This window comes from Streptomyces sp. NPDC033177 (assembly GCF_055577715.1).
In genome coordinates this window covers 525,924-550,924 of record NZ_JBVIPS010000007.1, presented here as the reverse complement: position 1 = coordinate 550,924, position 25,001 = coordinate 525,924, and the positions used below count along the sequence as shown (strand labels likewise).

20 protein-coding genes, 1 rRNA gene and 1 pseudogene are annotated in these 25,001 nt (G+C 71.5%); 14 read left to right on the top strand and 8 right to left on the bottom strand.

All coding sequences use genetic code 11. The features are described 5' to 3' along the window. Positions 1 to 211 precede the first annotated feature (211 nt). From rrf to ACZ5U5_RS26280, 3 genes and pseudogenes are all read left to right on the top strand, one after another. Positions 212 to 328, top strand: a 5S ribosomal RNA gene (gene rrf / locus ACZ5U5_RS26290). A gap of 321 nt (positions 329 to 649) precedes the next feature. After that, positions 650 to 1,195 (top strand): annotated as a pseudogene (locus ACZ5U5_RS26285) (DEAD/DEAH box helicase); the annotation flags it as partial. Between the two features lie 522 nt (positions 1,196 to 1,717). Beyond that, positions 1,718 to 2,551 carry a tetratricopeptide repeat protein gene (locus tag ACZ5U5_RS26280; protein ID WP_469026142.1) on the top strand — a complete coding sequence of 278 codons (834 nt, stop codon included), beginning with the start codon at positions 1,718 to 1,720 and terminating at the stop codon, positions 2,549 to 2,551. A 73-nt stretch (positions 2,552 to 2,624) separates the two neighbouring features. On the opposite strand, the gene ACZ5U5_RS26275 is transcribed toward ACZ5U5_RS26280, so the two are convergent. After that, on the bottom strand, positions 2,625 to 3,902 hold the full coding sequence (locus ACZ5U5_RS26275; protein ID WP_469026079.1) for a DUF1015 domain-containing protein: 1,278 nt from the start codon (positions 3,900 to 3,902) through the stop codon (positions 2,625 to 2,627). A gap of 72 nt (positions 3,903 to 3,974) precedes the next feature. On the opposite strand from ACZ5U5_RS26275, the gene ACZ5U5_RS26270 reads away from it, so the two are divergent. After that, complete coding sequence (locus ACZ5U5_RS26270; RefSeq protein WP_469026077.1) at positions 3,975 to 5,003, top strand: HAD hydrolase-like protein; 1,029 nt, start codon at positions 3,975 to 3,977, stop codon at positions 5,001 to 5,003. Positions 5,004 to 5,126: 123 nt separating this feature from the next. Here the strand turns inward: ACZ5U5_RS26270 and ACZ5U5_RS26265 are convergent, their stop codons facing one another. From ACZ5U5_RS26265 to ACZ5U5_RS26255, 3 genes are read right to left on the bottom strand one after another with little or no spacing between them, the layout of a single operon-like run. After that, positions 5,127 to 5,960, bottom strand: coding sequence for a siderophore-interacting protein (locus ACZ5U5_RS26265; protein ID WP_469026074.1), 834 nt, complete (start codon positions 5,958 to 5,960; stop codon positions 5,127 to 5,129). Next, the gene (locus ACZ5U5_RS26260; protein ID WP_469026071.1) at positions 5,960 to 6,997 is read right to left on the bottom strand and encodes an ABC transporter substrate-binding protein; all 1,038 of its coding nucleotides are present in this window, start codon (positions 6,995 to 6,997) and stop codon (positions 5,960 to 5,962) included. The genes ACZ5U5_RS26265 and ACZ5U5_RS26260 overlap by 1 nt, the downstream gene beginning before the upstream one ends. After that, a complete protein-coding gene (locus ACZ5U5_RS26255; protein ID WP_469026069.1) occupies positions 6,997 to 7,329 on the bottom strand; it encodes a hypothetical protein in 333 nt (110 codons plus the stop codon). The genes ACZ5U5_RS26260 and ACZ5U5_RS26255 overlap by 1 nt, the downstream gene beginning before the upstream one ends. 53 nt (positions 7,330 to 7,382) lie before the next feature. On the opposite strand from ACZ5U5_RS26255, the gene ACZ5U5_RS26250 reads away from it, so the two are divergent. Genes ACZ5U5_RS26250 through ACZ5U5_RS26240 form a run of 3 tightly spaced genes read left to right on the top strand, consistent with a single transcriptional unit; the run spans position 7,383 to position 10,362 of the window. Then, positions 7,383 to 8,426 carry a FecCD family ABC transporter permease gene (locus ACZ5U5_RS26250; RefSeq protein WP_469026067.1) on the top strand — a complete coding sequence of 348 codons (1,044 nt, stop codon included), beginning with the start codon at positions 7,383 to 7,385 and terminating at the stop codon, positions 8,424 to 8,426. After that, positions 8,423 to 9,451, top strand: coding sequence for a FecCD family ABC transporter permease (locus ACZ5U5_RS26245; RefSeq protein ID WP_469026064.1), 1,029 nt, complete (start codon positions 8,423 to 8,425; stop codon positions 9,449 to 9,451). The genes ACZ5U5_RS26250 and ACZ5U5_RS26245 overlap by 4 nt, the downstream gene beginning before the upstream one ends. Then, complete coding sequence (locus tag ACZ5U5_RS26240) at positions 9,448 to 10,362, top strand: ABC transporter ATP-binding protein (protein ID WP_469026062.1); 915 nt, start codon at positions 9,448 to 9,450, stop codon at positions 10,360 to 10,362. Before ACZ5U5_RS26245 ends, ACZ5U5_RS26240 begins: the two co-directional genes overlap by 4 nt. Here the strand turns inward: ACZ5U5_RS26240 and ACZ5U5_RS26235 are convergent. Then, positions 10,346 to 10,693 carry an alkyl sulfatase C-terminal domain-containing protein gene (locus tag ACZ5U5_RS26235; RefSeq protein WP_469026059.1) on the bottom strand — a complete coding sequence of 116 codons (348 nt, stop codon included), beginning with the start codon at positions 10,691 to 10,693 and terminating at the stop codon, positions 10,346 to 10,348. The genes ACZ5U5_RS26240 and ACZ5U5_RS26235 overlap by 17 nt on opposite strands. 42 nt (positions 10,694 to 10,735) lie before the next feature. On the opposite strand from ACZ5U5_RS26235, the gene ACZ5U5_RS26230 reads away from it, so the two are divergent. The 3 genes from ACZ5U5_RS26230 to ACZ5U5_RS26220 are packed head-to-tail and all read left to right on the top strand — an operon-like array spanning position 10,736 to position 12,811. After that, the gene (locus ACZ5U5_RS26230; protein ID WP_469026057.1) at positions 10,736 to 11,071 is read left to right on the top strand and encodes a hypothetical protein; all 336 of its coding nucleotides are present in this window, start codon (positions 10,736 to 10,738) and stop codon (positions 11,069 to 11,071) included. Between the two features lie 7 nt (positions 11,072 to 11,078). Then, a complete protein-coding gene (locus tag ACZ5U5_RS26225) occupies positions 11,079 to 11,894 on the top strand; it encodes a TlyA family RNA methyltransferase (RefSeq protein WP_469026055.1) in 816 nt (271 codons plus the stop codon). Further along, positions 11,891 to 12,811, top strand: a complete 921-nt coding sequence (locus ACZ5U5_RS26220; RefSeq protein WP_469026052.1) for an NAD kinase — start codon at positions 11,891 to 11,893, stop codon at positions 12,809 to 12,811. The genes ACZ5U5_RS26225 and ACZ5U5_RS26220 overlap by 4 nt, the downstream gene beginning before the upstream one ends. Positions 12,812 to 12,886: 75 nt before the next feature. On the opposite strand, the gene ACZ5U5_RS26215 is transcribed toward ACZ5U5_RS26220, so the two are convergent. Next, positions 12,887 to 14,236 carry an FtsX-like permease family protein gene (locus ACZ5U5_RS26215; RefSeq protein WP_469026050.1) on the bottom strand — a complete coding sequence of 450 codons (1,350 nt, stop codon included), beginning with the start codon at positions 14,234 to 14,236 and terminating at the stop codon, positions 12,887 to 12,889. 222 nt (positions 14,237 to 14,458) lie between these two features. Here ACZ5U5_RS26215 and recN point away from each other — a divergent pair, with 222 nt between their 5' ends. From recN to ACZ5U5_RS26200, 3 genes are all read left to right on the top strand, one after another. Further along, positions 14,459 to 16,186, top strand: coding sequence for a DNA repair protein RecN (gene recN / locus ACZ5U5_RS26210; RefSeq protein ID WP_469026140.1), 1,728 nt, complete (start codon positions 14,459 to 14,461; stop codon positions 16,184 to 16,186). Between the two features lie 114 nt (positions 16,187 to 16,300). Further along, positions 16,301 to 17,077: a hypothetical protein gene (locus tag ACZ5U5_RS26205; protein WP_469026047.1), complete on the top strand. Its 777-nt coding sequence runs from the start codon at positions 16,301 to 16,303 to the stop codon at positions 17,075 to 17,077. Positions 17,078 to 18,106: 1,029 nt separating this feature from the next. Beyond that, positions 18,107 to 19,252: a glycosyltransferase family 4 protein gene (locus tag ACZ5U5_RS26200; RefSeq protein WP_469026045.1), complete on the top strand. Its 1,146-nt coding sequence runs from the start codon at positions 18,107 to 18,109 to the stop codon at positions 19,250 to 19,252. 27 nt (positions 19,253 to 19,279) lie between these two features. Here the strand turns inward: ACZ5U5_RS26200 and ACZ5U5_RS26195 are convergent, their stop codons facing one another. Both ACZ5U5_RS26195 and ACZ5U5_RS26190 read right to left on the bottom strand, forming a co-directional pair. Next, on the bottom strand, positions 19,280 to 20,917 hold the full coding sequence (locus ACZ5U5_RS26195) for a PucR family transcriptional regulator (protein WP_469026043.1): 1,638 nt from the start codon (positions 20,915 to 20,917) through the stop codon (positions 19,280 to 19,282). Between the two features lie 126 nt (positions 20,918 to 21,043). Beyond that, entirely contained in the window at positions 21,044 to 22,849 is a 1,806-nt protein-coding gene (locus ACZ5U5_RS26190) for a glycoside hydrolase family 15 protein (RefSeq protein WP_469026041.1), read from the bottom strand. Positions 22,850 to 23,264: 415 nt separating this feature from the next. Between ACZ5U5_RS26190 and ACZ5U5_RS26185 the strand changes: the two genes are divergently transcribed. Continuing rightward, positions 23,265 to 24,923 carry a CTP synthase gene (locus tag ACZ5U5_RS26185; protein ID WP_469026038.1) on the top strand — a complete coding sequence of 553 codons (1,659 nt, stop codon included), beginning with the start codon at positions 23,265 to 23,267 and terminating at the stop codon, positions 24,921 to 24,923. Positions 24,924 to 25,001: the final 78 nt, after the last annotated feature.

Here is a 25,001-nt window from a genome sequence, read left to right as displayed (position 1 = left end):
GTTGATAGGCCAGATCTGGAAGCCCGGCAACGGGTGGAGGTGACTGGTACTAATAGGCCGAGGGCTTGTCCTCAGTTGCTCGCGTCCACTGTGTTAGTTCTGAAACAACGAACAGTTGTGTCGGCTGAACGGCTACACCACTTAATTGAAGAGTGTGCTTGTTCGCTGCCCTGTTTGGGATCCCGCTTTGCGGCGGGATATTTCATAGGGTTTCGGTGGTCATAGCGTGAGGGAAACGCCCGGTTACATTCCGAACCCGGAAGCTAAGCCTCAAAGCGCCGATGGTACTGCAGGGGGGACCCTGTGGGAGAGTAGGACGCCGCCGAACAATTTTTGGAGGACCCTTGGTCCCAGCGTCCACGCTGGGACCAAGGGTCCTTTTTGTTTTTGTCGAAGCGCGCCGGCTACCCGGCTGCGCGAGAATGACTGCGGTACCGAAGACTAGGAGTCACCGATGTCCACCAACTCTCCCGACGAGCGACCGGAGCGCGGGCAGCGCAGCCGGGACGGTGGCGACCGTGGCGGTTACCGTGGCGGCGCACCGCGTCGCGACAACGACCGTAGCGGTGGCGGGCGTCCTCCGTTCCGCCGCGACGACCGCTCCACCTCCGGTGGCCCCCGCCGTGACGACCGCGACCGGGGCGCCCCCCGTCGCGACGACCGGGGTGGCGAGCGCGGTGGCTTCCGCCGTGACGACAACCGTGGCGGCGGCGGTGACCGCCCGGCGTTCCGTCGTGATGACAACCGTGGCGGCGGCGACCGTGGCGGTTTCCGCCGTGATGACCGGCGGGACGATCGCGGTGGTGACCGTGGTGGCTTCCGTCGTGACGACAACCGCGGTGGTGGCGGCTTCCGCGGCCGTGATGACCGGGATGGTGGCGGACGTCCTCCGTTCCGTCGCGATGACCGTTCGACCTCCGGTGGCCCGCGCCGTGACGACCGTCGCGACGGTGACCGTCCCGCGTTCCGCCGTGACGACCGTTCGACCTCCGGTGCCCCGCGCCGTGACGACCGCCGTGATGGCGACCGTCCCCCGTTCCGCCGTGACGACCGGCGTGATGACCGCGGTGGTGACCGTGGTGGCTTCCGTCGCGACGACAACCGTGGCGGCGGCGAGCGCGGTGGCTTCCGCCGTGACGACAACCGCGGCGGCGGCAGTGACCGTCCCGCGTTCCGTCGTGACGACAACCGTGGTGGCGGCAGTGACCGCCCCGCGTTCCGTCGTGACGACAATCGTGGTGGCGGCGACCGTGGCGGTTTCCGCCGTGATGACCGTCGTGACGATCGCGGTGGCGACCGTGGTGGCTTCCGGCGTGACGATCGCCGTGATGACCGGCCCCGCGGTGGCGACCGCCCCGCTTTCCAGCGTGACGACCGTCGTGACGACAACCGTGGCGGTGGCGATCGCGGTGGTTTCCGCCGTGACGACCGTCGGGATGACCGTGGTGGCGATCGTGGTGGATTCCGTCGTGACGACCGCGGCAGTGACCGTGGTGGCGATCGCGGTGGTGACCGTGGCGGTTTCCGTCGCGATGACAACCGTGGTGGTGGCGGCGGTGGCGGCTTCCGTGGGCGCGATGACCGTGGTGGGCCGCGGCGCGACGACCGTGGTGGGCGGCCCGGTGGGTTCCGTGGGCGCGATGACCGGCGCGACGGCGACCGTGGTGGATACCGCGGCCGTGACGACCGTGACCGTGACCGCGAGCCGATCAAGCGGCTGCCGATCCCCGAGGACGTCACGGGTCACGAGATCGACAAGGACGTGCAGCAGGAGCTGCAGAGCCTTCCCAAGGGGCTCGCTGAGGACGTCGCCAGGAACCTGGTGATGGTCGCGAACCTCATCGACGAGGACCCCGAGCAGGCCTACGAGTACTCGCGTGTCGCGCTGCGGCTCGCCTCGCGTGTCGCCGCCGTACGCGAGGCGGCGGGTTTCGCGGCGTACGCGACCCAGAAGTACAGCGAGGCGCTCGGTGAGTTCCGTGCTGCCAAGCGGATGACCGGCAGTGTCGAGCTCTGGCCCGTCATGGCGGACTGTGAGCGCGGTATGGGCCGGCCCGAGAAGGCGCTGGACATGGCCGGGGCGCCCGAGGTGCAGAAGCTGGACAAGCCGGGGCAGGTCGAGATGCGTCTCGTCGCCGCCGGTGCGCGGCGCGACCTGGGGCAGATCGATGCCGCGATCGTCACCCTGCAGGGTCCTGAGCTGGCGTCGAACTCCGTCCAGCCGTGGACCGCGCGGCTGCGGTACGCGTACGCCGACGCGCTGCTCGCCGCGGGTCGTGAGGACGAGTCGCGCGAGTGGTTCGCGAAGGTCATCGAGTCCGACAAGGACGGCAGCACCGACGCGTCGGACCGTCTCGCCGAGCTGGACGGCGTCGAGTTCGTCGACGCGCTCCATGGCGACGTGGACGCGGCCGCGGCGGTCGCGGAGCCCGCGGTCGTCGATGCCGCCCCCGTCCTGGAGGACGAGGACGAGGGTGTCGAGGAGTACTACGACGAGGACGACTTCGAGCTGGACGACGACGGTGACGGTGACGAGGACCGCAAGGCCTGAGCACTGACCTGGTAATACGACAACGGGCGGGATCCCTTCGGGGATCCCGCCCGTTGTCGTATGTGTGCGTGCTTCAGAGGTCCAGGCTGCGCAGGACCAGGCCCGATGCCGGCTTGGGGCCGAAGGACGTGGACTTGCGGGGCATCGTGACCCCCTGGCGGGCCAGGTCGCGTACGACTTCTTCGCGGACCGGGTGCATCAGGACCGCCGTACCGCCGTCGCGTTCCGCCTTCTCCACCGTCGCCTCGGTGTCGTGGATGTACGCGATGTGTTCCGGGGCGTCCGGGATCTGCCAGATGTGATCGAGGAGTGTGGAGTGCAGGACCGTCGCGTCCAGGGTGCGCCAGGCCTCCGGCGGGTCCGCCGGGATCGTACGGGCCAGGAGGTCGGGGGAGGGGCGGTCCACGAGGTGGAAGGCGCCGTCACCCACGAGGAGGAAGGCGTTGCCCTCGGCCGCCGCTTCGGCCAGGGCTTCGAGGGCGCGGGGCAGGGGTCCTTCGAGGGTGCGGACGCGGAAGGAGTCCTTGAGGGCGGCGAGGGCGTCGGCGACCGGGAGCCCGTGCAGGTAGCGGTGGATGGAGCGGACCCGGAGCGGGTAGCGCGCGGTGTCCACCAGGAGCACCAGGCCGTAGTCCCAGGCGCTGTCGGACGGGTGCTCGGAGCGCAGCCGGAGATTGGTCGCCCAGCGGTGGTGGCCGTCCGCGATCAGGGCCTGGTGGTGGGAGAGATCTGACTGGATCTCGGCGAGGTCGGCGGGGTCGGTGACCGCCCACAGGCGGTGGCTGAAGCCGTCCTCCGTGGTCGTCGACAGGAGAGGTTCGGTGATGACGGTGCGCTCGATGACGGCTGTCGCGCCCTTGGCGTCGTCGTCCGAGCGGTAGGTCAGGAGCAGCGGTTCGAGGTTGGCGCTCGTCGCGCGCATCAGGGCCGCGCGGTCCTCCACGACGTGCGGCATGACGCCCTCGTGGGGCAGGACGATGCCGTCCTCGGCCTCGGAGAGGCGCAGTGCGCCGATGACGCCGCGCTGCAGGATGCCGGCGTCGCGCTGTTCGTAGATGTAGAGGCTCGGCTCCGGGTCGGGGGCGAGGATGCCCTCGGTGAGCCAGGCGTGCAGGGTCTCGGCGGCCTGTTGGTTGCGGGCCGCCGGTGTGGTCGCCTGCGGGAGGATCAGCCGGACGATGTTGTGCGGGTCGGCGGACTCCAGGTGGAGCAGGCCGTCGGGCCGTACGACCACGTCGTACGGCGGGGACGTCACGGCGGCAAGGCTGCCGACCCGGTCGGGGTCGTAGCGCACGCCCCGGAACGGGATCAGGTCGAGGCCTTGGTCGTCGGTATGACCCGCTGTGTTCATTGCTGCATCGTATGTGTGTCAGTGGCATGAGCGATGATCGGGGGAGTGGGATCGATCGAGGAGCGATGCGTAATGAGCCAGACCGTCAGGACGCGGCCCGAAGGCAGCCGGAATGTGCTGAGCGAGGCGTATGACACGGCGCTGCTCGACCTGGACGGGGTGGTGTACGCGGGCGGCCACGCGATCGACCATGCCGTCGAGTCGCTCGGGACGGCCCGGTCCGGCGGCATGCATCTCGCGTACGTGACGAACAACGCGCTGCGTACGCCGGACGCGGTGGCCGAGCATCTGTCGGAGCTCGGGATCCCCACGGGGGCCGCGGACGTCATCACGTCCGCGCAGGCGGCGGCACGGCTGGTGAGCGAACAAGTCCCCGAAGGGGCACGGGTGTTGGTGATCGGCGGGGAAGGGCTGCGGGTCGCGCTGCGCGAGCGTGGTCTTGAGCCGGTGGAGTCGGCGGACGACGAGCCCGTGGCGGTCGTGCAGGGGTACGGCGGTCCCGACATGGCGTGGGGGCGGTTCGCCGAGGCCTGTTACGCGATCGCGCGGGGCGTGCCGTGGTTCGCGTCCAACACGGACCTGACGATTCCCAGCGCGCGGGGCATCGCGCCGGGCAACGGCGCGGCCGTCGAGGTCGTGCGCATCGCGACGGGTGCGGAGCCGCAGGTGGCGGGCAAGCCGTTGCCTCCGATGCACCGCGAGACGATCCTGCGGACGGGCGCCGAGCGGCCGTTGGTCGTGGGGGACCGGCTCGACACGGACATCGAGGGCGCGTTCAACGGCGAGGTGGACTCGCTGCTCGTCCTGACCGGGGTCACGGACGGCGCCCAGCTGCTCGCCGCCCCGCCCGAGCACCGGCCGGCGTACGTGGACGCGGACCTGCGCGGCATGCTGACCGGCCAGCCCGAGGTGACCCCGGCGGAGGGCGGCTTCGGCTGCGGCGGTTGGACGGCTTCGGCGCGGGGTCACGAGCTGGTGCTCGACGGTGAGGGCGAGGTCATGGACGGGCTGCGGGCGCTGTGCGCGGCGGCGTGGACGGAGGCGGGGGACGGCAAAAGCACGTTGGACGCGGGGAAGGCGTTGGCGCGGCTGGGGATGTAGCCGCCGCCTCTTGAGCGCCCTGCTGCCCGACGTACGGCGAAGCCCCGACCTACGGCGAAGCCCCGGCCGGCGGTGGGCGGTCGGGGCCTCGGGCGGCTTCGGTGAGGGGCGGGCCAGGGAAGGTCAGGCCGTCTCGTTGCGGTCGATCAGCTCGTCCGTGGTGGTGCCCTTGCGCCAGTAGCCGGAGAAAGAGATCCGCTTGCGGTCGAAGTCGCGGTCGCCGACCAAGTGACGCCGGACCGTCTTGACCGTCGCGGACTCGCCCGTGACCCAGGCGTACGGGGTGCCCGAAGGCAGTTCGGCGGCGCGGATCGCGGAGGGCGTCGAGCCTTCCTCCGTGAGCCAGGTGATCTCGGCGTCGGCCTTCGTGGGCAGTTCCTGCTTGTCCGCCAGGTCGTGGACCTCGATCCAGACGCGGGTCGGCGTCCGGGGCGGGAGCGTCTCCAGGATGGCCGCGACCGCCGGGAGCGCGGACTCGTCGGCGGTCAGCAGGACCCAGTCGGTGTCCTGCGGCGGCCTGAAGTCGTAGGCGCCGTTCTCCTCCTCGATGGGGGCGAGCACGCCGATCCGCGCGCCGGGCCCGGCGGACCGCGCCCAGCTGGTGGCCGGGCCGTCGGAGGGCGAGGGGGTCGCGCCGTGGACCGCGAAGTCGACGATCAACTCGTCAGGATCGCGGCGCAGTTCACGCGTGGTGTAGGTGCGCATGATGCCCCGCACGTCGGGGTCGAGGGCGCACCAGTCGGCGTACCAGTTGGCCGCGTCGCCGTTCGTCGTGTCCGGCATGACGGGGGCGTCCTGGCCCGGGTGTGGCAGGAACACCTTGATGCGCTGGTCGCGGCCCGCCGATGCCATCCGCGCCAGGTCGTCGCCGCCGAGGGCCACGCGGATCATGGAGGGGGTGACGTACTCGGTGCGCAGTACGTGGGTGTCGAAGAAGTGGTACGGGGATTCGGACATCAGGTGAGCCTCTTCGACTTCTCGATGGCGGCGGCGAGTTGTTCGAGTACGGGGGCGAAACCGGCGTAGCTGTAGCGCTCCTCCATCGACCAGGGCACGGTCTGGTCGGCCTTGACGGCGGGGAGCAGTTCCCAGGTGGGTTTCTTCGCGAGCTCCTTGGGCGGCAGCGCGCTCGACCGGTTGTCCATCATGATGAGATCCGCGTGGTATTTGTCGGCGTTCTCCCAGCTGAGGAACTCCCAGAAGCCCCAGTCGTCGCTCTTCTTGCCCTCGACGAACTCGACGCCGAGGTCCTTGAAGTAGTTCAGGTCGCAGTAGGAGTCCGGTACGGCGACATAGAACTGGTCGGCGTCGCCGGTCATCGCGAGGACCTTCAGGCCGGGGTTGGCCTTCGCCGCCTTGCGCAGTCGGCGCTCGGCCTTGTCGAAGCGGGCCTTGGCGGTGCGTACCTTCTCCGACGTGAGGTCCCCGCCGAGCGCCTCGGCGAGTTCGGTGTAGCGCTTGAGCGGTTCCAGGAGCGAGGCGCGGGCGCCGTTGATGCCGACCGTGGGAGCGAGTGCCTCGATCTTCTTGGTGCTCTCCTCGGGCACGAACCAGAGGGCCGGCGGCGGGAACATGTTGCTGACCAGGAGGTCGGGTTCGAGCGCCGCGTACTTCTCGATGCTGAACTGGTTGAAGGACTCGCCCAGGCTCGTCAGTTTGTCGACATCGAGATCGCCTGCCTGGGGGTTGGGCTTGCCGTCCACCGGCTTGGAGGGGCCGAAGACTCCGGTACAGGTGACGCCGTAGTCGTGCAGCGCCGCGGCCGTGCTGATGTAGGCGACGATGTTCTTCGGCGCGTGGGCGACCTTGGCGGTCCTGCCGCGGTCGTCCTTGAAGCTCCAGGATTTCGAGCCCGCGCTCTTCCCCTTCCCGGACTTCTTCTCCTCGCCCCCGCAGGCGCTGAGCAGCGCGCCGATGCCGAGGGCTCCGCCGGACGCCAGCAGGCCGCGGCGGGACATACCTCTGGAGGCGAGGGGGCGGTGGGTCGTGGGCATCAGGCTGCCGCCTTCTCTGAATTGAGCTCGTCGGGCTGGAGATTGCCGGTCTGTTTGTCGACAAGGATCAGATCGGCGGCGTATGTGTCGATGCTGAACTGGCTGGAGACGGCGGGTCTCGATGTCGACAAGGTGACCGTCATCGGCAACGCCTGGGTCGCCGTCGTGCCGTGGTCGTCCCGGAAGCTCCACCCCTTGCCGCCGCCTGACGATTTTGTGTCGTCCTCAGTGCCGCCGCATGCTGTCAGGAGCCTGCCGACGCCGAGGGTGCTGCCCGTGCCGAGTACGCCACGTCGGGTCGGACCGGGAGGTATCGGGCGGCGGACACGCATAGGTGGTGCTTCTCTCGTCGAAGTCCAGTGCGAGGGTAGGCTAACCTAACCTGGTGTTGGTCGACAGTCCCCCCGAAGCCAGCGCGGAGACCGCCCCCGCGCCACCCAACCGCCGCGCGATACGCAGCGCCGGGCTCCTCGTCTCGGTCTGTGTGCTGCTGCTCGTCGTCGTGGCGAGCATCGCGGTCGGTGCCAAACAGCTGTCCATGGACCAGGTCTGGCACGGCCTTTTCCAGGACACCGGGACGTACGGCGATGTCGTCGTCGGAGAGCGGCTCTCGCGGACACTGCTCGGCGTGCTCGTCGGCGTGGCCCTCGGCCTCGCCGGAGCCGTCCTCCAGGCGCTGACGCGCAACCCACTCGCCGACCCGGGACTGCTCGGCATCAACCTCGGGGCGTCGGCCGCCGTCGTCACCGCCATCAGCTTCTTCGGCGTCACCTCGCTGAGCGGCTACGTGTGGTTCGCCTTCGCCGGAGCGGCCGTGGTCGGAGCCGCCGTCTACGTGCTCGGCGGGACCCGCAACGCGACGCCCGTACGGCTCGCGCTCGCCGGTACCGCGCTGAGCGCCGCGCTCTACGGCTATCTGCAGGCCGTGATGATCACGGACAACGCCGCGCTCAACAAGATGCGCTTCTGGACGGTCGGCTCCCTGGCCTCCGCCAAGACCGAGACCATCCTCCAGGTCCTGCCCTTCCTCGTGATCGGCATCGTGCTCGCGCTTGGCCTCGCCCGGCCGCTCAACGCCATGGCCATGGGCGACGACACCGCCCGCGCGCTCGGCGCCCATCTGAACCGCACCCGTGCCCTGTCCATGGCCGCCGCGACGCTGCTCTGCGGTGCGGCGACCGCGGCCTGCGGGCCGATCATGTTCGTCGGCCTGATGGTGCCGCACGTCGTGCGGTCCTTCACCGGGCCCGACATGCGCTGGATCCTGCCGTACGCGGCGATCCTCTCGCCCGTCCTTCTGCTCGGCGCCGACGTCATCGGGCGTATCGTCGCGCGCCCCGCAGAGCTGCAGGTCGGCATCATCACCGCGTTGATCGGCGCCCCGGTCTTCATCTTTCTCGTACGACGGCGGAGGCTGGCCCAGCTGTGAAGGCGATACGCACCCGGGGCGGGCTCAGCTTCCGCCTCGACGTCCGCACGGCCGTGGTCGTCGCCGTGCTCATCCTGGCCGCGCTCGTCGCGAGCGTCGTCCTGATCGGCACCGGCGACTTCCCCATCCCCGCCGCCGACGTCATCCGCACCCTGCTCGGCGACGGCGACGCCGGCCAGGAGTTCATCATCAACGACCTGCGCCTGCCGCGGGTCCTCGTCGGCCTCCTCGTGGGGGCCGCGCTCGGGCTCGGCGGCGCGATCTTCCAGTCCATCTCCCGCAATCCGCTGGGCAGTCCTGACATCCTCGGCCTCGGGCAGGGGGCCACCGCGGGCGCGCTCATCATGATCGTCCTCTTCCAGGGCACCGCGGTGCAGGTCGCGGGCGGGGCGCTCGTGGGCGGCCTGGTGACCGGCTTCGCGATCTACGTGCTCGCCTGGAAGCGGGGCGTGCACGGCTTCCGGTTCGTCCTGGTCGGCATCGGCGTCTCCGCCTTCGTCACTGCGATCAACGGATATCTGCTCACCAAGGCGGACCTCGTCGACGCCGCCCGCGCCGTCGTCTGGATGACCGGCTCGCTCAACGGCCGTGACTGGGAGCAGGTCTGGCCGCTGCTCGTCCTGTGCGCCATCCTCGTACCGCTCGTCATGACGTACGCACGTCCGCTGCGGATGCTGGAGATGGGCGACGACGTCGGCTACGCGCTCGGCGTGCCCGTCGAGCGCACCCGCATCGTCCTGATGGCCTCGGCGGTGCTGCTCACCGCCGCGGCCACCGCTGCCGCGGGCCCCGTCAGCTTCGTCGCGCTCACCGCGCCGCAGCTGGCCAGGCGGCTCACCCGTTCGCCGGGGCCGAACCTGATGCCGGCGATGTTCATGGGCGCCACCCTGCTGATCGTCGCGGACTGGGCCTCGCAGCGGGCCTTCGGCGCCGACCAGCTGCCCGTCGGCGTGGTCACGGGTGTGCTCGGCGGTATCTACCTGCTGTGGCTCCTGGTCATCGAGCGCAAGGCAGGGCGGATATGAAGACGCGTACGGCGACCGATACGAATACCTCCCAGAGCACCGACAGGCAGGAGCGTGCCGCAGTGAACCGGCTCATCGCGGACGACGTGACCCTTGGCTACGACCAGCGCGTCATCGCGGAGAAGTTGTCCGTCGAGATACCCGACAACTCCTTCACGGTGATCGTCGGCCCGAACGCCTGCGGCAAGTCCACCCTGCTGCGCGCCCTGTCGCGGATGCTCAAGCCCTCGGCGGGCCGGGTCCTGCTCGACGGCAACGTCATCCAGTCGATGCCCGCGAAGAAGGTGGCACGGACGCTCGGCCTGCTCCCGCAGTCGTCCATCGCGCCCGACGGGATCACCGTGGGCGACCTGGTGGCGCGCGGCCGCTACCCCCACCAAGGGCTCCTTCGCCAGTGGTCGGCGGAGGACGAGCGGATCGTGAACGAGTCGATGGCCTCGACCGGTGTCGCCGAACTGGCTGACCGCTATGTCGACGAGCTCTCGGGCGGCCAGCGCCAGCGCGTCTGGATCGCGATGGCGCTCGCCCAGCAGACCCCGCTCCTTCTCCTTGACGAGCCGACGACGTTCCTCGACATCCAGCACCAGATCGACGTACTGGATCTGTGCGCCGACCTCCACGAGGAGCAGGGGCGCACGCTCGTCGCCGTCCTGCACGACCTCAACCACGCGGCTCGCTACGCCACCCACCTCATCGCCCTGCGGGAGGGCGAGGTCATCGCGGAGGGCCCGCCGTCGGAGATCGTCACGGCGGAGCTCGTGCGGGAGACCTTCGGGATGGAGTGCCAGATCATCGACGACCCGGAGTCGGGGACGCCGCTCGTGGTGCCCGCGGCACGGCGGGGGCGGACGAAGCCCGTGGACACCGCGGGCGTGGGGTCGGCGGGCGTGGGCTCTAAAGCAGCGACCTGAGGCGGAGCATGTCGCGCAGGCCCGCCTCCAGCTTGACCCGGCCGGAGGCCCAGGCCTTCGCGAAGTTCAGCTCCCCGTCGACCATCGCCACCAGATCGTCGCCGGACATGGCGAGGCGGATCTCGGCCCTCTCGCGAGGGGCACCGGGATGCGTGTCGAGCACCGTGATCCGGCCGTTCTCGAGACGGCCGGTGAAGGTCACGTCGAGATCGGTGATGCGGCAGCTGAGCGAGCGGTCGAGCGCGGCGGCGCCGCGCACGCCGTCTTCGGCGCCCGCCAGGTTGTCCGAGAGTTTGTCGAGCGCCGTGCGGCACTCTTCGATCGTCGCCATCGTGATCGACGGTACCGCAGCGCTTCGCGGTAGCGTCGTGGCATGAGCGACTCGTTGCCGGGACCTGAGCCTGAGCCGGAGACGTACGACCCCGTCGGCCCCGCGCCCCTCGGGGTGGAACGTGTCCCGACCGGTGACGCGGACGTGGACGGCCTGCTGCGGCGTCTCGGCGACGCCGACCACCTCGCCACGGACGGCCACATCGAGGTGTACGAGGATGTACACCGGGGCCTGCGCGACGCGCTGACCGCGCTCGACGCACGCCCCGGGCCGCCGGCGCCCTCGCCCACGGGGACGCCCGCGGCTTCGTCCCAGCCTGCATCCCCGTACTCACCCCCTCACTCATCCCCGCACTCACCCTCGTACAACAGGAGCTGAACAGAACGTGGCAGGAGTGGCACGCCGCCGCCTCGACGCCGAGCTCGTCCGGCGCAAGCTGGCGCGCTCGCGCGAGCACGCCAGCCAGCTGATCGCCGCCGGCCGTGTGACCGTCGGCAAGAACCCCGCGACGAAGCCCGCGACGCAGGTGGAGACCGCCGCGGCCATCGTGGTCGCGAACGACGAGGGCGACCCCGACTACGTCTCGCGCGGCGGCCACAAGCTGGCGGGCGCGTTCGCCGCGTTCGTCCCGCAGGGCCTGGTCGTCGAGGGGCGGCGCGCGCTCGACGCCGGCGCGTCCACCGGCGGCTTCACCGATGTGCTGCTGCGCGCGGGCGCTTCGGGCGTCGTCGCCGTGGACGTCGGGTACGGCCAGCTCGCCTGGTCGCTGCAGAGCGACGACCGGGTCACCGTCAAGGACCGTACGAACGTACGCGAGTTGACGCTCGAGTCCCTCGACGGCACCCCCGTCGACCTGGTCGTCGGCGACCTGTCGTTCATCCCGCTCGGTCTGGTGCTGCCCGCGCTCGTGCGCTGCGCCGCCCCGGACGCCGACCTGGTCCTGATGGTCAAGCCACAGTTCGAGGTCGGCAAGGAACGCCTGGGCAGCGGCGGCGTGGTGCGCAGCACCGCGCTGCGGGCCGATGCCGTACGCGGTGTGGCGCGCCAGGCGTGGGGGCTCGGGCTCGGTGTGCGTGGCGTGACCGCGAGCCCGCTGCCCGGACCTTCCGGGAATGTCGAGTACTTTCTGTGGCTGCGTGCCGGGGCGCCCGAACTCGACCCGGCGGACGTTGACCGTGCCGTGGCGGAGGGGCCCCGTTGACTCAGACCGGATCGACCCAGACCCGAGCTCGTACCGTTTTCCTGCTCGCGCACACCGGACGGCCAGCCGCCATCCGCAGCGCCGAACTCGTCGTCCAGGGGCTGTTGCGCAGCGGCATCGGCGTACGCGTCCTGGAGGCGGAGGCGGCCGATCTGCCGCTGCCGTCCGAGGTGGGCACGGTGAAGGAGGCCACGCCGCAGTGCCTGGACGGCTGTGAACTGCTCGTCGTGCTCGGCGGTGACGGCACGCTGCTGCGCGGCGCTGAGTTCGCCCGCGCCTCCGGGGTGCCGATGCTCGGCGTGAACCTGGGCCGGGTCGGCTTCCTCGCCGAGGCCGAGCGCGACGACCTCGACAAGGTCGTCGACCGGGTCGTGACGAAGGCGTACGAGGTCGAGGAGCGGATGACCATCGACGTCGTCGTACACAGCAACGGCGGTGTCGTGCACCGCGACTGGGCGCTGAACGAAGCCGCCGTGCAGAAGATGTCCGCCGAGCTGATGCTCGAGGTCATCCTGGAGATCGACGGGCGTCCGGTCACCGGCTTCGGCTGCGACGGCATCGTGTGCGCGACGCCCACCGGATCCACCGCGTACGCCTTCTCCGCGGGCGGGCCCGTGGTGTGGCCGGAGGTGGAGGCGCTCCTGATGGTGCCGATCAGCGCCCACGCCCTGTTCGCCAAGCCCCTGGTGACCTCGCCGGACTCGGTGCTCGCCGTCGAGGTCCAGCAGCACACGTCGCACGGGGTGCTGTGGTGCGACGGCCGGCGGACCGTGGAGCTGCCGCCGGGTGCGCGGGTCGAGGTGCGCAGGGGGGAAGTGCCGGTGCGGCTCGCGCGGCTGCACCACGCCTCGTTCACCGACCGGCTCGTGGCCAAGTTCGCCCTGCCGGTGTCGGGGTGGCGGGGGGCGCCTCACTAGCGTGGGGCGCGGGGCGGAATTGGCTGCGGGTCTGTCGTGGTTGCGCGCGCCGTTCCTCGCGCCCGTGTGGGGCGCTCATGCTGACTGCACCACAGTGATCGCTCGGCGCCGCATCACACTCCCCACCGGAAGCCCTGTGGCCAGCAGGGTGAGCAACAACGTGCCCGTCGCGATTCCTGTCGGTACCGCCCACGGCAGGTGGGGGAGCGACGAGCCGAAGGCCGTGCTGAGGATGGGGGCCAGTGTGCCGAGCGCTATCGCGGTGCCGAGCAGCAGGGCCGTCCCGGCGACCACCACGGCTTCCCAGGCCGCCATGGCCCGCACCTGGGAGCGCCGGCTGCCCACCACCCGCAGCAGGGCGACATCGCGGCGGCGCTCGAAGGAGATCATGGCGAGGGTGTTGGCCGCGGCGATCGCGGCGAAGCCCGCGTACAACCCCGTGCCCACGTAGTCGAGCCAGACCTCGCCCGTGCTGCCCGCAGAGCCCGTGTGGTGCTGCGCCGTCGTGTGCATGCCGATCTTGGTCAGGCCGAAGCCCACGACCAGGACGAGCGGCACGACCGCGGCGGAGAAGCGGCGGGGCTGCGAGCGGATGTTGAGCATGGCGAGGCGCGCGCTGCCGCCGAACCGGCCCACCAGCGCGGAGACCAGCCAGGCCGCGGGCCCGATGATCCGCGGACCGAGCAGACCCGCGCCGACGCAGAAGAGGATCAGGACGAGGAAGGCACCCTCACCGGCCTCGTCAGCCGGCTGCTTCGACAGGAGCACGGCCAGGGCGCAGGCCCCCACGATCGCGATCACGCCGAGCGGCGCCCGCAGCATGCCGAGGCCCCGCCGCCCGGTCGCCGCCTCGCTCAGGGCGCGGGCCGGGCGAAGGAGCGAGAACCGCAGTGCCGAGAGGAACGCGGCGAGCGTCGTCGTCACCACGGCCACGCCGAGGCACACCGGCAGGGCGACCCAGCCGAACCGGAAGTCGGACTCGGCGGGGAGCAGCCCGTGCGACACCATGCCCGCGTGCCACCAGCGTGCGACGAAGCCGCCGACGACGAAGCCGACGAGCGCCGCCGGGACCGACGCGGCGAGCGCCTGGCCTGCCACCGCCCGGCGGATCTGCCGGGGCCTGGCGCCGATGGACCGTACGAGGGCGAGCTCGCGGTGCTGTTGGGTGACGGCCGTGCCCATCGTCGACGCGACCACGAATATCGACATGTAGATCGATCCGATGAGCAGGACGAGGGCCATGTCCCCGACGCCGTTCTCCGTGATCTGCCTGCGGGCCCGCGCGGAGAGTCCTTCCGTGCTCGTCGCGCCGAGCATCATCGTCGACGCGCTGACCACCGTCGCCGCGAAGAGCGCGGCCACCGCCGTACCCACGAAGGCCGGGCGGTGCGCCCGCAGCGCCGCCTGTGCCAGTCCCGTTCCCATACCGATCATGGTGGGGCCCTGGGTCCCCCACGCACCAGGAGGCTGTCAGGAAGATCGTGGTGGGGTAATCCCCACCCCGGAAAACCCCACCCCCTGCGAGTGACAGCGTCCGTTCGGTCCGCCTTTGCCACCTGCGTCTTCGTGGAAGGAACGGGGAAGGGGACCAGGGGCCGTCGCACACCTGGCCCATGACCTCGTAAGGTCGTGTCCGTGTTGGAGGAGATGCGGATACGGTCGCTCGGAGTCATCGACGACGCTGTGGTCGAGCTGTCGCCGGGGTTCACCGCGGTGACCGGCGAGACCGGTGCGGGCAAAACGATGGTGGTCACCAGCCTTGGCCTGCTGCTCGGCGGACGTGCCGATGCCGCCTTGGTGCGGATCGGCGCCAAGGCGGCGGTGGTGGAGGGGCGGATCACTGTGCCCGCGGATGCCGCGGCTGCCGTGCGCGCCGAGGAGGCGGGGGCCGAACTCGACGACGGGGCGCTGCTCATCAGCCGTACGGTCTCGGCGGAGGGGCGTTCGCGTGCGCACCTCGGCGGCCGTTCGGTCCCGGTGGGTCTGCTGTCCGAGCTCGCCGACGATCTCGTGGCGGTGCACGGTCAGACGGATCAGCAGGGTCTGCTCAAACCGGCCAGGCAGCGCGGGGCCCTCGACCGGTACGCGGGTGACGCGGTCGCCGTGCCGCTGGCCAAGTACACGGCGGCGTACCGCAGGCTGCGGGCCGTGACGACCGAGGTCGACGAGATCACCACGCGCGCGCGTGAGCGGGCCCAGGAGGCCGACCTGCTGCGTTTCGGCCTCGAAGAGGTCGCCGGCGTCGAGCCGCGTGCCGGTGAGGACACCGAACTGGCCGCCGAGGCCGAGCGGCTCGGCCACGCGGAGGCCCTCGCCTCCGCCGCCACGTCCGCGCACTCCGCGCTCGCGGGCGTCCCCGAGGACCCGGAGGGTGTCGACGCGACGACGCTCGTGGCGGGCGCACACCGGGCGCTCGAAGCGGTGCGGTCCCACGACCCCGCGCTGGCCGCCCTCGCCGAGCGGATCGGTGAGATCGGGATCTTGCTGGGCGATGTGGCGGGAGAGCTCGCGGGTTACGCCGACGACCTCGACGCCGATCCCCTGCGCCTCGCGGCGGTCGAGGAGCGGCGGGCCTCGCTCACCCAGCTGACCCGGAAGTACGGCTCCGACATCGACGCCGTGCTCGCCTGGGCCGAGGAGGGGGCCGCGCGGCTCACCGAACTCGAGGGCGACGACGACCGCCTGGAGGAACTCACCGCCGAGCGGGACGCGCTCCGCGGCGAACTCGCCGGGCTCGCGCAGGCGTTGACCGACGCGCGCCAGGAGGCCGCGTCGCGGTTCGCGGCGGCCGTCACCGCGGAGCTGGCCTCGCTCGCGATGCCGCACGCGCGCGTGACGATCGACATCACCAGTACGGAGGTGCCGGAGGGTGGGGACGGAGTGCCGGTCGACGGGCGCTTCGTCGCGTACGGCCCCGCGGGCGTGGACGAGGTGGAGCTCCTCCTCGCCCCGCACCCGGGGGCCCCGCCGCGGCCGATCGCCAAGGGTGCGTCCGGCGGTGAGCTGTCGCGGGTGATGCTCGCCGTCGAGGTGGTCTTCGCGGGCACGGATCCCGTGCCGACGTATCTCTTCGACGAGGTCGACGCAGGTGTCGGCGGGAAGGCCGCGGTCGAGATCGGCCGCAGGCTCGCCCGCCTCGCCAAGTCCGCGCAGGTCGTGGTCGTGACGCATCTGCCGCAGGTGGCGGCGTTCGCGGACCGGCAGCTCCTTGTCGAGAAGACGAACGACGGGTCCGTGACGCGGTCCGGGGTGCTTGTGCTCGAAGGCGAGGACCGGGTGCGGGAGCTGTCCCGGATGCTGGCGGGCCAGGAGGACTCGGAGACCGCGCGGGCGCATGCGGAGGAGTTGCTGGCCACGGCTCGGGGGGACGGGTAGCCGGGCGGGGCGCCTTCAGCGGGCGACTCGGGGTCGGCGTACCACCGATCACCGGCTTCGCCGGGTTCGTCCTCGAACGCCGGACGGGCTGGGCCTCCCCGTAGCCTGGTCCGCATGATCGACCGCAAGCCTGCCCGGCGCCTCACCGCCCTCCTCGCCTCGGCCGCCGTCACCCGCGCCGCCACGACCGCGTTGCGCTCCCGCGCCCCCGGTGGCCCCGACCGCTGGCAGCGGAAGAACTACGCAGGGCGGACGGTGGAGTTGTACGCCGGGCCGGCTGCCGCCATCGGTGCGGCGGCCGGAGCCGTGGCGCTGCCTCTCAGGACCCGCGCGGCGGCCGCGCTCGCCGTGCTCGCGGCGGGAGCCTGCGGGGCGTACGACGACGCGGCGGGGGAGGGTGACCCGCGCCGGGGCTTCCGCGCGCACCTGGGCGCGCTGCGGGACGGCGAAGTGACCAGCGGGGCCGTGAAGTTGTTCGGCGTCTCCGCGGCGGGGCTCGCCGCAGGTGCCCTGCTCAAGGAGCGGCCGGTGGACAAGCTCCTCGCGGGCGTCGTGATCGCGGGCGCCGCCCACTTCGTCAACCTCGTGGACGTACGCCCGGGAAGGGCCGCCGCGGCGGTGGTCGCGCTGGGGGCGCCGGGGCTGCTGCGCCGGGGCGCCGCCGGAGTCCTCTCGGCCGCCGCCGTGGGCGCCGCGACGGCCGTGCTGCCGGATGACATCGGGGAACGCGCCATGATCGGCGACGCGGGCGCACACGCCTTGGGCGCGGCACTGGGCCTCGCCATCACCACGGGCAACGGGCGCGCCGGCCTAGCGCTACACGCGGCAGGGGTTGTGGCGGCGGCCGTGGGCGGGGAGAAGGTGAGCGCGGTGGCGCGGGGCTGGGCCTAGGGGCTCGGCCGCGCTGGGCCGTGGTTTTGTCGCGTTGAGGGTGGGCCCTGTTGCTGGCGCGGGAGTGCGGCCTCGGGCGGGAAGCTCGGTCCCACCCGCCACGCGCTGCACGCGGCGGGGGTTGTGGCGGCTGCCGTGGGCGGGGAGAAGGTGAGCGCGGTGGCGGGGGGTTGCGCCTAGGGGCTGGGCCGGGCTGGGTCGTGGCTTTGTCGTGTTGAGGGCGTGCTCTGCTGCGGGGTGTGGGAGTGCGCGTGGGCGGGAAGTTCGGCCTCACCGGCCACGCGCTGCACGCGGCGGGGGTTGTGGCGGCGGTCGTGTGCGGCGAGAGGGCGAGCGCGGTGGCGGGGGGCTGGGCCCGTGGCCCCGGCTGCAGGGGCCGTATCGCTGAAGGGTTTGAGGAGTGCGCCGTGATGAGAGCGCGGGAGTGTGCGCCGTGGGTGTGGCGCTCGGCGCCACCGTCACCTGGTTTTGTCGCGTTCAGGGCGTGCCCTGCTGCGGGGTGCGGGAGTGTGCCTGGGCGGGAACCTCGGCCTCGCCGTCATCACCGGCAACGGCCGCGCCGTGCGCGGCGGCTGGGTGGGGCGAGACGGTCAGCGCGGTGGCGGGGGCCGTGTGGGGAGTGCGCCGGGATGAGTGAGGGCGCGTCCTGTTGCGGGGTGCCGGAGTGCGCGGCCCCGGGTGTCAAGCTCGGCGGCGCCATCGCTACAGGCAGTGCCTGCCGCCGCTGGGAGTTGGCGTGGCTGGGTGCGGGGTGGTTTCTTTGGGGGAGGGGTGGGGGCACTGCTGGGGGAAGTCCTGGCGTGCCGAAGTTTCGGAAGTCTTTCTTCGGGAGTGGGGTCGCTGCGAAGATGCGAGGGCCGTGAGTCGTTCGCGGTGCTGAATCCTCGTTGTCCTCACCCGTGTGGGTGATCCGCGTCAGGGAGTTGCCCGCCCCGACACGGAAGAGACCTGTCGGCGGTGCCGGAACGTCCGTGCGGGCTGGCATCCTTGGCGCAGCCCCCCGACGCCGAACCCAGGAGCCCCGGCTACGTGAGCCACGTGAGCAGCCAGTCGTCGCACGGCCGGCCCCCGTTGCACACTGTGCAAGTACTGGGCGGTGGCAGCGCGGGCAGCAGTGCCCACGTCAGGTCGCTCGCAACGGGCCTCGCGGCGCGGGGCGTGCGGGTCACGGTGTGCGCCCCCACCGAGGCGGCCGACGCCTACGACCTCACGGGCACCGGTGCCCGGCACGTACACGTACCCCGCAGCAGCGACCCCGCGTCCGTCGCCTCCCTCCGCCTGGCCTGCGCCGACGCCGACCTGGTGCACGCGCACGGCCTGCACGCCGCGCTCCGCGCCACCCTCGCGCTCACCGGCCGCCGTACCCCCCTCGTCGTCACCTGGCACACGCGCGCGCACGCGGAAGGCGCGCGCGCCCGCCTCCTGCGCCTCCTGGAGCGACGCGTCGCCAAGGCCGCGGCCGTGGTCCTCGGCACCTCGTCCGACCTCGTCGACCGCGCCCGCAGCAGGGGCGCGCGGGACGCCCGGCTCGCCCCCGTGACGTTTCCCGCACCGCGACCGGTCACCGGAGCAGGTGGTGATGCCGAGGATGCCGAGGGGCTCCGACACAAGGCGCTTGCCGAACTGGGAGCCGTCGGGCGGCCGTTGGTCGTCACGCTCGGCACGCTCGAACGGCAGCGCGGCTACGACATCCTCCTGGAGGCCACGCGCGCGTGGCGCCACCTCGATCCCCTGCCGCTCCTCGTCATCGCGGGCGAGGGGCCGGAACGCGCCGCGCTGCAACGCCGTATCGAGGGCGAGGGCCTGCCGGTCCGGCTCGTCGGGCGGCGCGACGACGTACCGGAGATGCTCGCGGCGGCCGACGTCGTGGTGCTGCCCAGCAGCTGGGAGTCCCGCTCCGTGCTCGCCCAGGAGGCCCTGCACGCACGCGTGCCGCTCGTCGCGACCGCGGTCGGCGGCATCCCCGAACTGGTCGGCGACGCCGCGGTGCTGGTCCCGTACGGCGACGCCGAGGCCCTGGCCACCGCCGTCGCGCGCCTCCTGGCCGACCCCGCGCTCCGGGAGCGCCTCAAGGACAAGGGCACGGCGCAGGCGGCGACATGGCCGACCGAGGACGAGACGGTCACTCAAGTCCTCAGCGTCTACGACGAGTTGACGCGGCCGTTCGGCATGTAGGGCAGGGGCTGGGGCGGGGAGGCGACGTTACGCCACATGTCTGCGTGCCCGCAGCGCCAGGCTCAGCGCGAGCACCGTCTGCGGGTCGTCCAGGTCCGTGCCGAGGAGCTCACTGATCCGGGCGAGCCGGTTGTAGAGCGTCTGACGGTTCAGGTGCAGTTCGCGCGCCGTCTCCGCCTTGCGTCCCGCATGCGCCAGATAGGTCTGCAGGGTGGGCAGCAGCGGCGGCTTCGAGCGCAGGTCGTGGGCGCGCAGCGGGCCGATCGCACGGTCCACGAACGCCGCGAGCGCCGAATCGTCGTAGTTGTGCAGGCGCCACAGCAGCAGGTCGATGTCCAGGCGCCGCGCGTCGTACCAGGGGCGGTCGACGAGACCCTGCGCGGCCGTCGCCGTCTCCGCCGCGTGCCGGAGCCCCGCCGAAGCCGCCGCCCAGCCGCCCGCGACCCCGACCACCACGACCGGCGGCAGCGCCCCGGCCCGCTGCATCCCCGCCCGCTCCACGCCCGCCCGCAGCGCGGCGGCGACCCGGTCGGCCACCGCGGTGCGCTCGGACTCCGAGCGGAGCCCCAGGAGCAGCGGGACACGCCCCTCGACCGGACGTACGCCGAGCAGCACCGGCACCCCCACCGCCGCGAGCTCCTCCGCCACGGCCCGCGCGAGCACCGCCCAGCCACCGCCGGGCGGCAATCCGTCCGCGAGGCGCATCACGACCGGCAGCAGCGGGCTCTCGCCGGGCTTGAAGCCGAGCACCCGCGCCTGGGCGGGCGCGTCGTCGGCCAGGATCCGGCCCTCCGCCAGATCGGTCAGGAAGTCGCCCCGGCCCCGCGCGGCGAGCTCCTCCTCCTGGCGCGCCTGCATCAGGACCACCGCGAGCGAGCCCGCGGCCCGCTCCGCCGCGATCCGGTGCACCGGAAGCAGCGCCGACTCCACGGCGAGCAGTACGAGGCGGGCGCGCACCGAGCCCGAGCCGGGGCCGCCGCCCGGCACGTCGACGAGCAGCGCACCCGCGGGCGGTCCGTCCTTGTGCTGACCCCGCAGGCCCTCCCACACCTGGAGCGGATCGGCACACTCCGTGCCCGCCCCGGCGGCGTACAGAAGCTGCCCGTCCGGAGACTCCAGGAACACCGGATTACCGCTGAAGTCCGCGAGGACGCGCAGCACTTGAGGCACGCCGCCCCCGCCGAGCAGCGCCTCCGTGCAGCGCCGGTGGACCTCCTCGGCCCGCTGGAGCAGCGCGTAGTGACCGTTGACGATCTCGGTGTGGATCTCTTCGGTGACCGTCACGAAGGGCACTTCCCGGTGCAGCTGCACCAGCGGAAGGCCCGCGGCCCGCGCCGTCTCCACTATCGCCGCGGGCAGCCGTGTGAACCGCGGGCCCAGCTCGACGACGAGGGCCGCGATGCCGCGCTCGGCGAGCTTGCGCACGAAGACACGCTGCTCGGCGGGGCGCGCGCCGAGACCGAGGCCCGTGGTCAGGAGCAGCTCGCCGCCCTTGAGGAGCGAGGCGATGTTCGGCACCTCGCCCGCGTGCACCCAGCGCACCGTGCGCTGCAGCCGCTCGGCGCCCGCGACCACCTCGGGCAGCCCGCCGCGAAGACCCGGAAGTTCCAGGGCGCGCTGCACGGTGATGCCGCCCTGAGTCCCCTGCGTACCCTGACTTTCCATGGGCGGACCGTACCTGCGCTCACGTTCCGGGAACATCTCCGACCGGTCACGGGAATGATCTGACCCGCTCATACCCCGACAAGTCGAACATCCCGGAACGTCACTCGCAAGACGCCGTACGCCCCGCTAGCCGCCGTACGCCCCGCTGGCAGTCAGCCGCAGTGCCGTGTCGATCAGCGGCACGTGGCTGAACGCCTGCGGGAAGTTGCCGACCTGGCGCTGCAGCCGCGGGTCCCACTCCTCGGCGAGCAGCCCCAGGTCGTTGCGGAGAGCGAGCAGCTTCTCGAAGAGCTTGCGGGCCTCGTCCACCCGGCCGATCATCGCCAGGTCGTCCGCCATCCAGAACGAACAGGCCAGGAAGGCGCCTTCGTCACCCTCAAGCCCGTCCACGCCCGCGGCGTCGCCGGTGGTCGGGTAACGCAGGATGAAGCCGTCCGACGTCGAGAGCTCCCGCTGGATCGCCTCGATCGTGCCGATCACGCGCTTGTCGTCGGGCGGCAGGAAGCCCATCTGCGGGATGAGCAGCAGCGAGGCGTCCAGCTCCTTCGAGCCGTACGACTGCGTGAACGTGTTCCGCTCCGGGTCGTAGCCCTTCTCGCAGACGTCCCGGTGGATGTCGTCACGCAGGTCGCGCCACTTGTCCAGGGGGCCGTCCGCGTCACCGGACTCGATGAGCTTGATCGTGCGGTCGACGGCGACCCACACCATCACCTTGGAGTGCACGAAGTGGCGGCGCGGGCCGCGGACCTCCCAGATGCCCTCGTCCGGCTGGTCCCAGTGCGTCTCCAGATACCGGATCAGCTTGAGCTGGAGCAGCGAGGCGTAGTCGCTGCGGGCCAGGCCCGTCATGTGCGCCAGGTGCAGGGCTTCGGTGACCTCGCCGTACACGTCGAGCTGGAGCTGGTGCGCGGCGCCGTTGCCGGCCCGGACCGGTGTCGAGCCCTCGTACCCCGGCAGCCAGTCGAGCTCGGCCTCGCCGAGCTCCCGCTCGCCCGCGATGCCGTACATGATCTGCAGGTTCTCGGGGTCGCCCGCCACCGCGCGGAGCAGCCACTCGCGCCAGGCGCGGGCCTCCTCGCGGTATCCGGTGCGCAGGAGCGAGGAGAGCGTGATGGCGGCGTCGCGCAGCCAGGTGTAGCGGTAGTCCCAGTTGCGGGAGCCGCCGACGTCCTCCGGCAGCGACGTCGTGGGCGCCGCGACGATGCCGCCCGTGGGGGCGTATGTCAGGGCCTTCAGGGTGATCAGCGAGCGGACCACGGCCTCGCGGTACGGGCCGTGGTACGTGCAGTGGTCCACCCACTCCCGCCAGAAGTCCTGCGTCGCCGTGAGGGCGTTCTCGGGCTCGGCGGGCGGCGGCGGCTCCTTGTGCGAGGGCTGCCACGAGATGGTGAACGCCACCCGGTCACCGGGCGAGACCGTGAAGTCCGAGTACGTCGTGAGGTCCTTGCCGAAGGTCTCGGCCGTCGTGTCGAGCCACACGGAGTCGGGCCCCGCGACGGCCACGGTGCGCTCGTCGACCTTGTGCACCCAGGGCACGACCCGGCCGTACGAGAAACGCATCCGCAGGGCGGAGCGCATCGGCACCCGGCCGCTGACACCCTCGACGATCCGCACCAGCTGCGGGGCGTCCGTGTCGCGCGGCGGCATGAAATCGGTCACACGGACCGTGCCGCGCGGGGTGTCCCACTCGGATTCCAGGATCAGCGAGTCGCCGCGGTACGTGCGCCGCGCGGCGGTCGGCGGTGGTGCGTCGGGGCTGTGAGCGGGCCCGAGCCGCCAGAATCCGTGCTCCTCCGTGCCGAGCAATCCGGCGAAGATGGCGTGAGAGTCGAAGCGGGGCAGGCACAGCCAGTCGACTGTCCCGTCCCGGCAGACCAGGGCAGCGGTCTGCATGTCTCCGATGAGTGCGTAATCCTCGATGCGCCCGGCCACGTGCATCTCCAGTCAAACGGCCACGTCGCCCTCTCGGGGCGCTCGCTACTACGGTCAAGGGTTCGCTGTGAAACGAACTGCGCGAGCCTCTTGTTCCAAGAACGGTAGGGGGTGGTTGCCGTTGATCGGTCCGGCTCGGCAGCGAGTGTCCGAGCAGGATACGACGCACCCCGGTGATCTGCGCGCCGCTCCCGGCAACCGGCCTGCGCCGAACGGGTGAGCGCCCGGTGAGGGACGTGTGACGTGGGTGTCCGTGCGTGGCCGGAAGCAGCCTCGTCCGGTCGCTGATACCCTGGTAGCCCGTGAGCCGGTGGTCATCGAACCCCCGAACCGCAGCGACGGCACCTCCTCCGAAACCTGGGACGAGGCCGGTACGCACCCTTCGAACCGCGACCACGGGAGCCCCCTCTTGGCCATGCAGACTCGATCCTCTGCGTCATCGACGACCAAGCACATCTTCGTCACCGGGGGTGTCGCCTCTTCCCTCGGCAAGGGTCTGACTGCCTCGAGCCTGGGTGCGCTCCTCAAGGCGCGCGGCCTGCGCGTCACCATGCAGAAGCTCGACCCGTACCTGAACGTCGACCCCGGCACGATGAACCCCTTCCAGCACGGTGAGGTGTTCGTCACCAACGACGGCGCCGAGACCGACCTGGACATCGGCCACTACGAGCGCTTCCTGGACGTCGACCTCGACGGCACGGCCAATGTCACCACCGGCCAGGTCTACTCGCAGGTCATCGCCAAGGAGCGGCGCGGCGAGTACCTCGGCGACACGGTGCAGGTCATCCCGCACATCACGAACGAGATCAAGCACCGCATCCGCCGCATGGCCACCGACGACGTCGACGTCGTCATCACGGAGGTCGGCGGCACGGTCGGCGACATCGAGTCCCTGCCGTTCCTGGAGACCGTCCGTCAGGTCCGCCACGAGGTCGGCCGCGACAACGTCTTCGTCGTGCACATCTCGCTGCTGCCCTACATCGGCCCGTCCGGTGAGCTGAAGACCAAGCCGACCCAGCACTCGGTCGCGGCCCTGCGCAACATCGGTATCCAGCCGGACGCCATCGTGCTGCGCGCCGACCGCGACGTGCCGACCGCCATCAAGCGCAAGATCTCGCTGATGTGCGACGTCGACGAGGACGCGGTCGTGGCCTGCAAGGACGCCCCGTCGATCTACGACATCCCGAAGGTCCTGCACACCGAGGGCCTGGACGCCTACGTGGTCCGCAAGCTGGACCTCCCGTTCCGCGACGTGAACTGGACCCAGTGGGAGGACCTCCTGGACCGGGTGCACAACCCGAACCACGAGGTCACCATCGCGCTGGTCGGCAAGTACATCGACCTGCCCGACGCCTACCTCTCGGTGACCGAGGCCCTGCGCGCCGGCGGCTTCGCCAACCGCGCCCGGGTCAAGGTCAAGTGGGTCACATCCGACGACTGCAAGACCCCGGCGGGCGCCGCCAAGCAGCTCGGTGACGTCGACGGCATCCTGATCCCCGGCGGTTTCGGCGAGCGCGGCGTCAACGGCAAGGTCAGCGCGATCCAGTACGCCCGTGAGCACAAGGTGCCGCTGCTCGGCATCTGCCTCGGCCTGCAGTGCATCGTCGTCGAGGCCGCCCGCAACCTCGCGGACATCCCCGACGCCAACTCCACGGAGTTCGACGCCGCGACGGCCCACCCGGTCATCTCGACCATGGCGGAGCAGCTGGACATCGTCGCCGGTGAGGGCGACATGGGCGGCACGATGCGCCTGGGCATGTACCCCGCGAAGCTCGCCGAGGGCTCCATCGCCCGTGAGGTGTACGACGGCAAGGAGTACGTCGAGGAGCGTCACCGTCACCGCTACGAGGTGAACAACTCCTACCGCGCCGAGCTCGAGAAGAAGGCCGGCATCCTCTTCTCCGGCACGTCCCCGGACGGCAAGCTCGTCGAGTACGTCGAGTACCCCCGCGAGGTCCACCCCTACCTGGTGGCCACCCAGGCGCACCCGGAACTGCGCTCGCGCCCGACGCGTCCGCACCCGCTCTTCGCGGGTCTGGTGAAGGCCGCGGTGGAGCGCCAGACGGGTAAGTAACACAAGAGCGATACGGTTGCCGGGGTGCGGGCCTCATGAGGCCCGCGCCCCGGTTTCTGTTTGCACGTGTGGGAGGAC

What these genes read in the sequence shown, in the direction of transcription:
- ACZ5U5_RS26195 (WP_469026043.1), bottom strand. Translation starts at nt 20,917, where the DNA reads ATGGAAAGTCAGGGTACGCAGGGGACTCAGGGCGGCATCACCGTGCAG.
- ACZ5U5_RS26185 (WP_469026038.1), top strand. Translation starts at nt 23,265, where the DNA reads ATGCAGACTCGATCCTCTGCGTCATCGACGACCAAGCACATCTTCGTC.
- recN (WP_469026140.1), top strand. Translation starts at nt 14,459, where the DNA reads ATGCGGATACGGTCGCTCGGAGTCATCGACGACGCTGTGGTCGAGCTG.
- ACZ5U5_RS26205 (WP_469026047.1), top strand. Translation starts at nt 16,301, where the DNA reads ATGATCGACCGCAAGCCTGCCCGGCGCCTCACCGCCCTCCTCGCCTCG.
- ACZ5U5_RS26270 (WP_469026077.1), top strand. Translation starts at nt 3,975, where the DNA reads ATGAGCCAGACCGTCAGGACGCGGCCCGAAGGCAGCCGGAATGTGCTG.
- ACZ5U5_RS26265 (WP_469026074.1), bottom strand. Translation starts at nt 5,960, where the DNA reads ATGTCCGAATCCCCGTACCACTTCTTCGACACCCACGTACTGCGCACC.
- ACZ5U5_RS26275 (WP_469026079.1), bottom strand. Translation starts at nt 3,902, where the DNA reads ATGAACACAGCGGGTCATACCGACGACCAAGGCCTCGACCTGATCCCG.
- ACZ5U5_RS26215 (WP_469026050.1), bottom strand. Translation starts at nt 14,236, where the DNA reads ATGGGAACGGGACTGGCACAGGCGGCGCTGCGGGCGCACCGCCCGGCC.
- ACZ5U5_RS26260 (WP_469026071.1), bottom strand. Translation starts at nt 6,997, where the DNA reads ATGCCCACGACCCACCGCCCCCTCGCCTCCAGAGGTATGTCCCGCCGC.
- ACZ5U5_RS26230 (WP_469026057.1), top strand. Translation starts at nt 10,736, where the DNA reads ATGAGCGACTCGTTGCCGGGACCTGAGCCTGAGCCGGAGACGTACGAC.
- ACZ5U5_RS26235 (WP_469026059.1), bottom strand. Translation starts at nt 10,693, where the DNA reads ATGGCGACGATCGAAGAGTGCCGCACGGCGCTCGACAAACTCTCGGAC.
- ACZ5U5_RS26255 (WP_469026069.1), bottom strand. Translation starts at nt 7,329, where the DNA reads ATGCGTGTCCGCCGCCCGATACCTCCCGGTCCGACCCGACGTGGCGTA.
- ACZ5U5_RS26240 (WP_469026062.1), top strand. Translation starts at nt 9,448, where the DNA reads ATGAAGACGCGTACGGCGACCGATACGAATACCTCCCAGAGCACCGAC.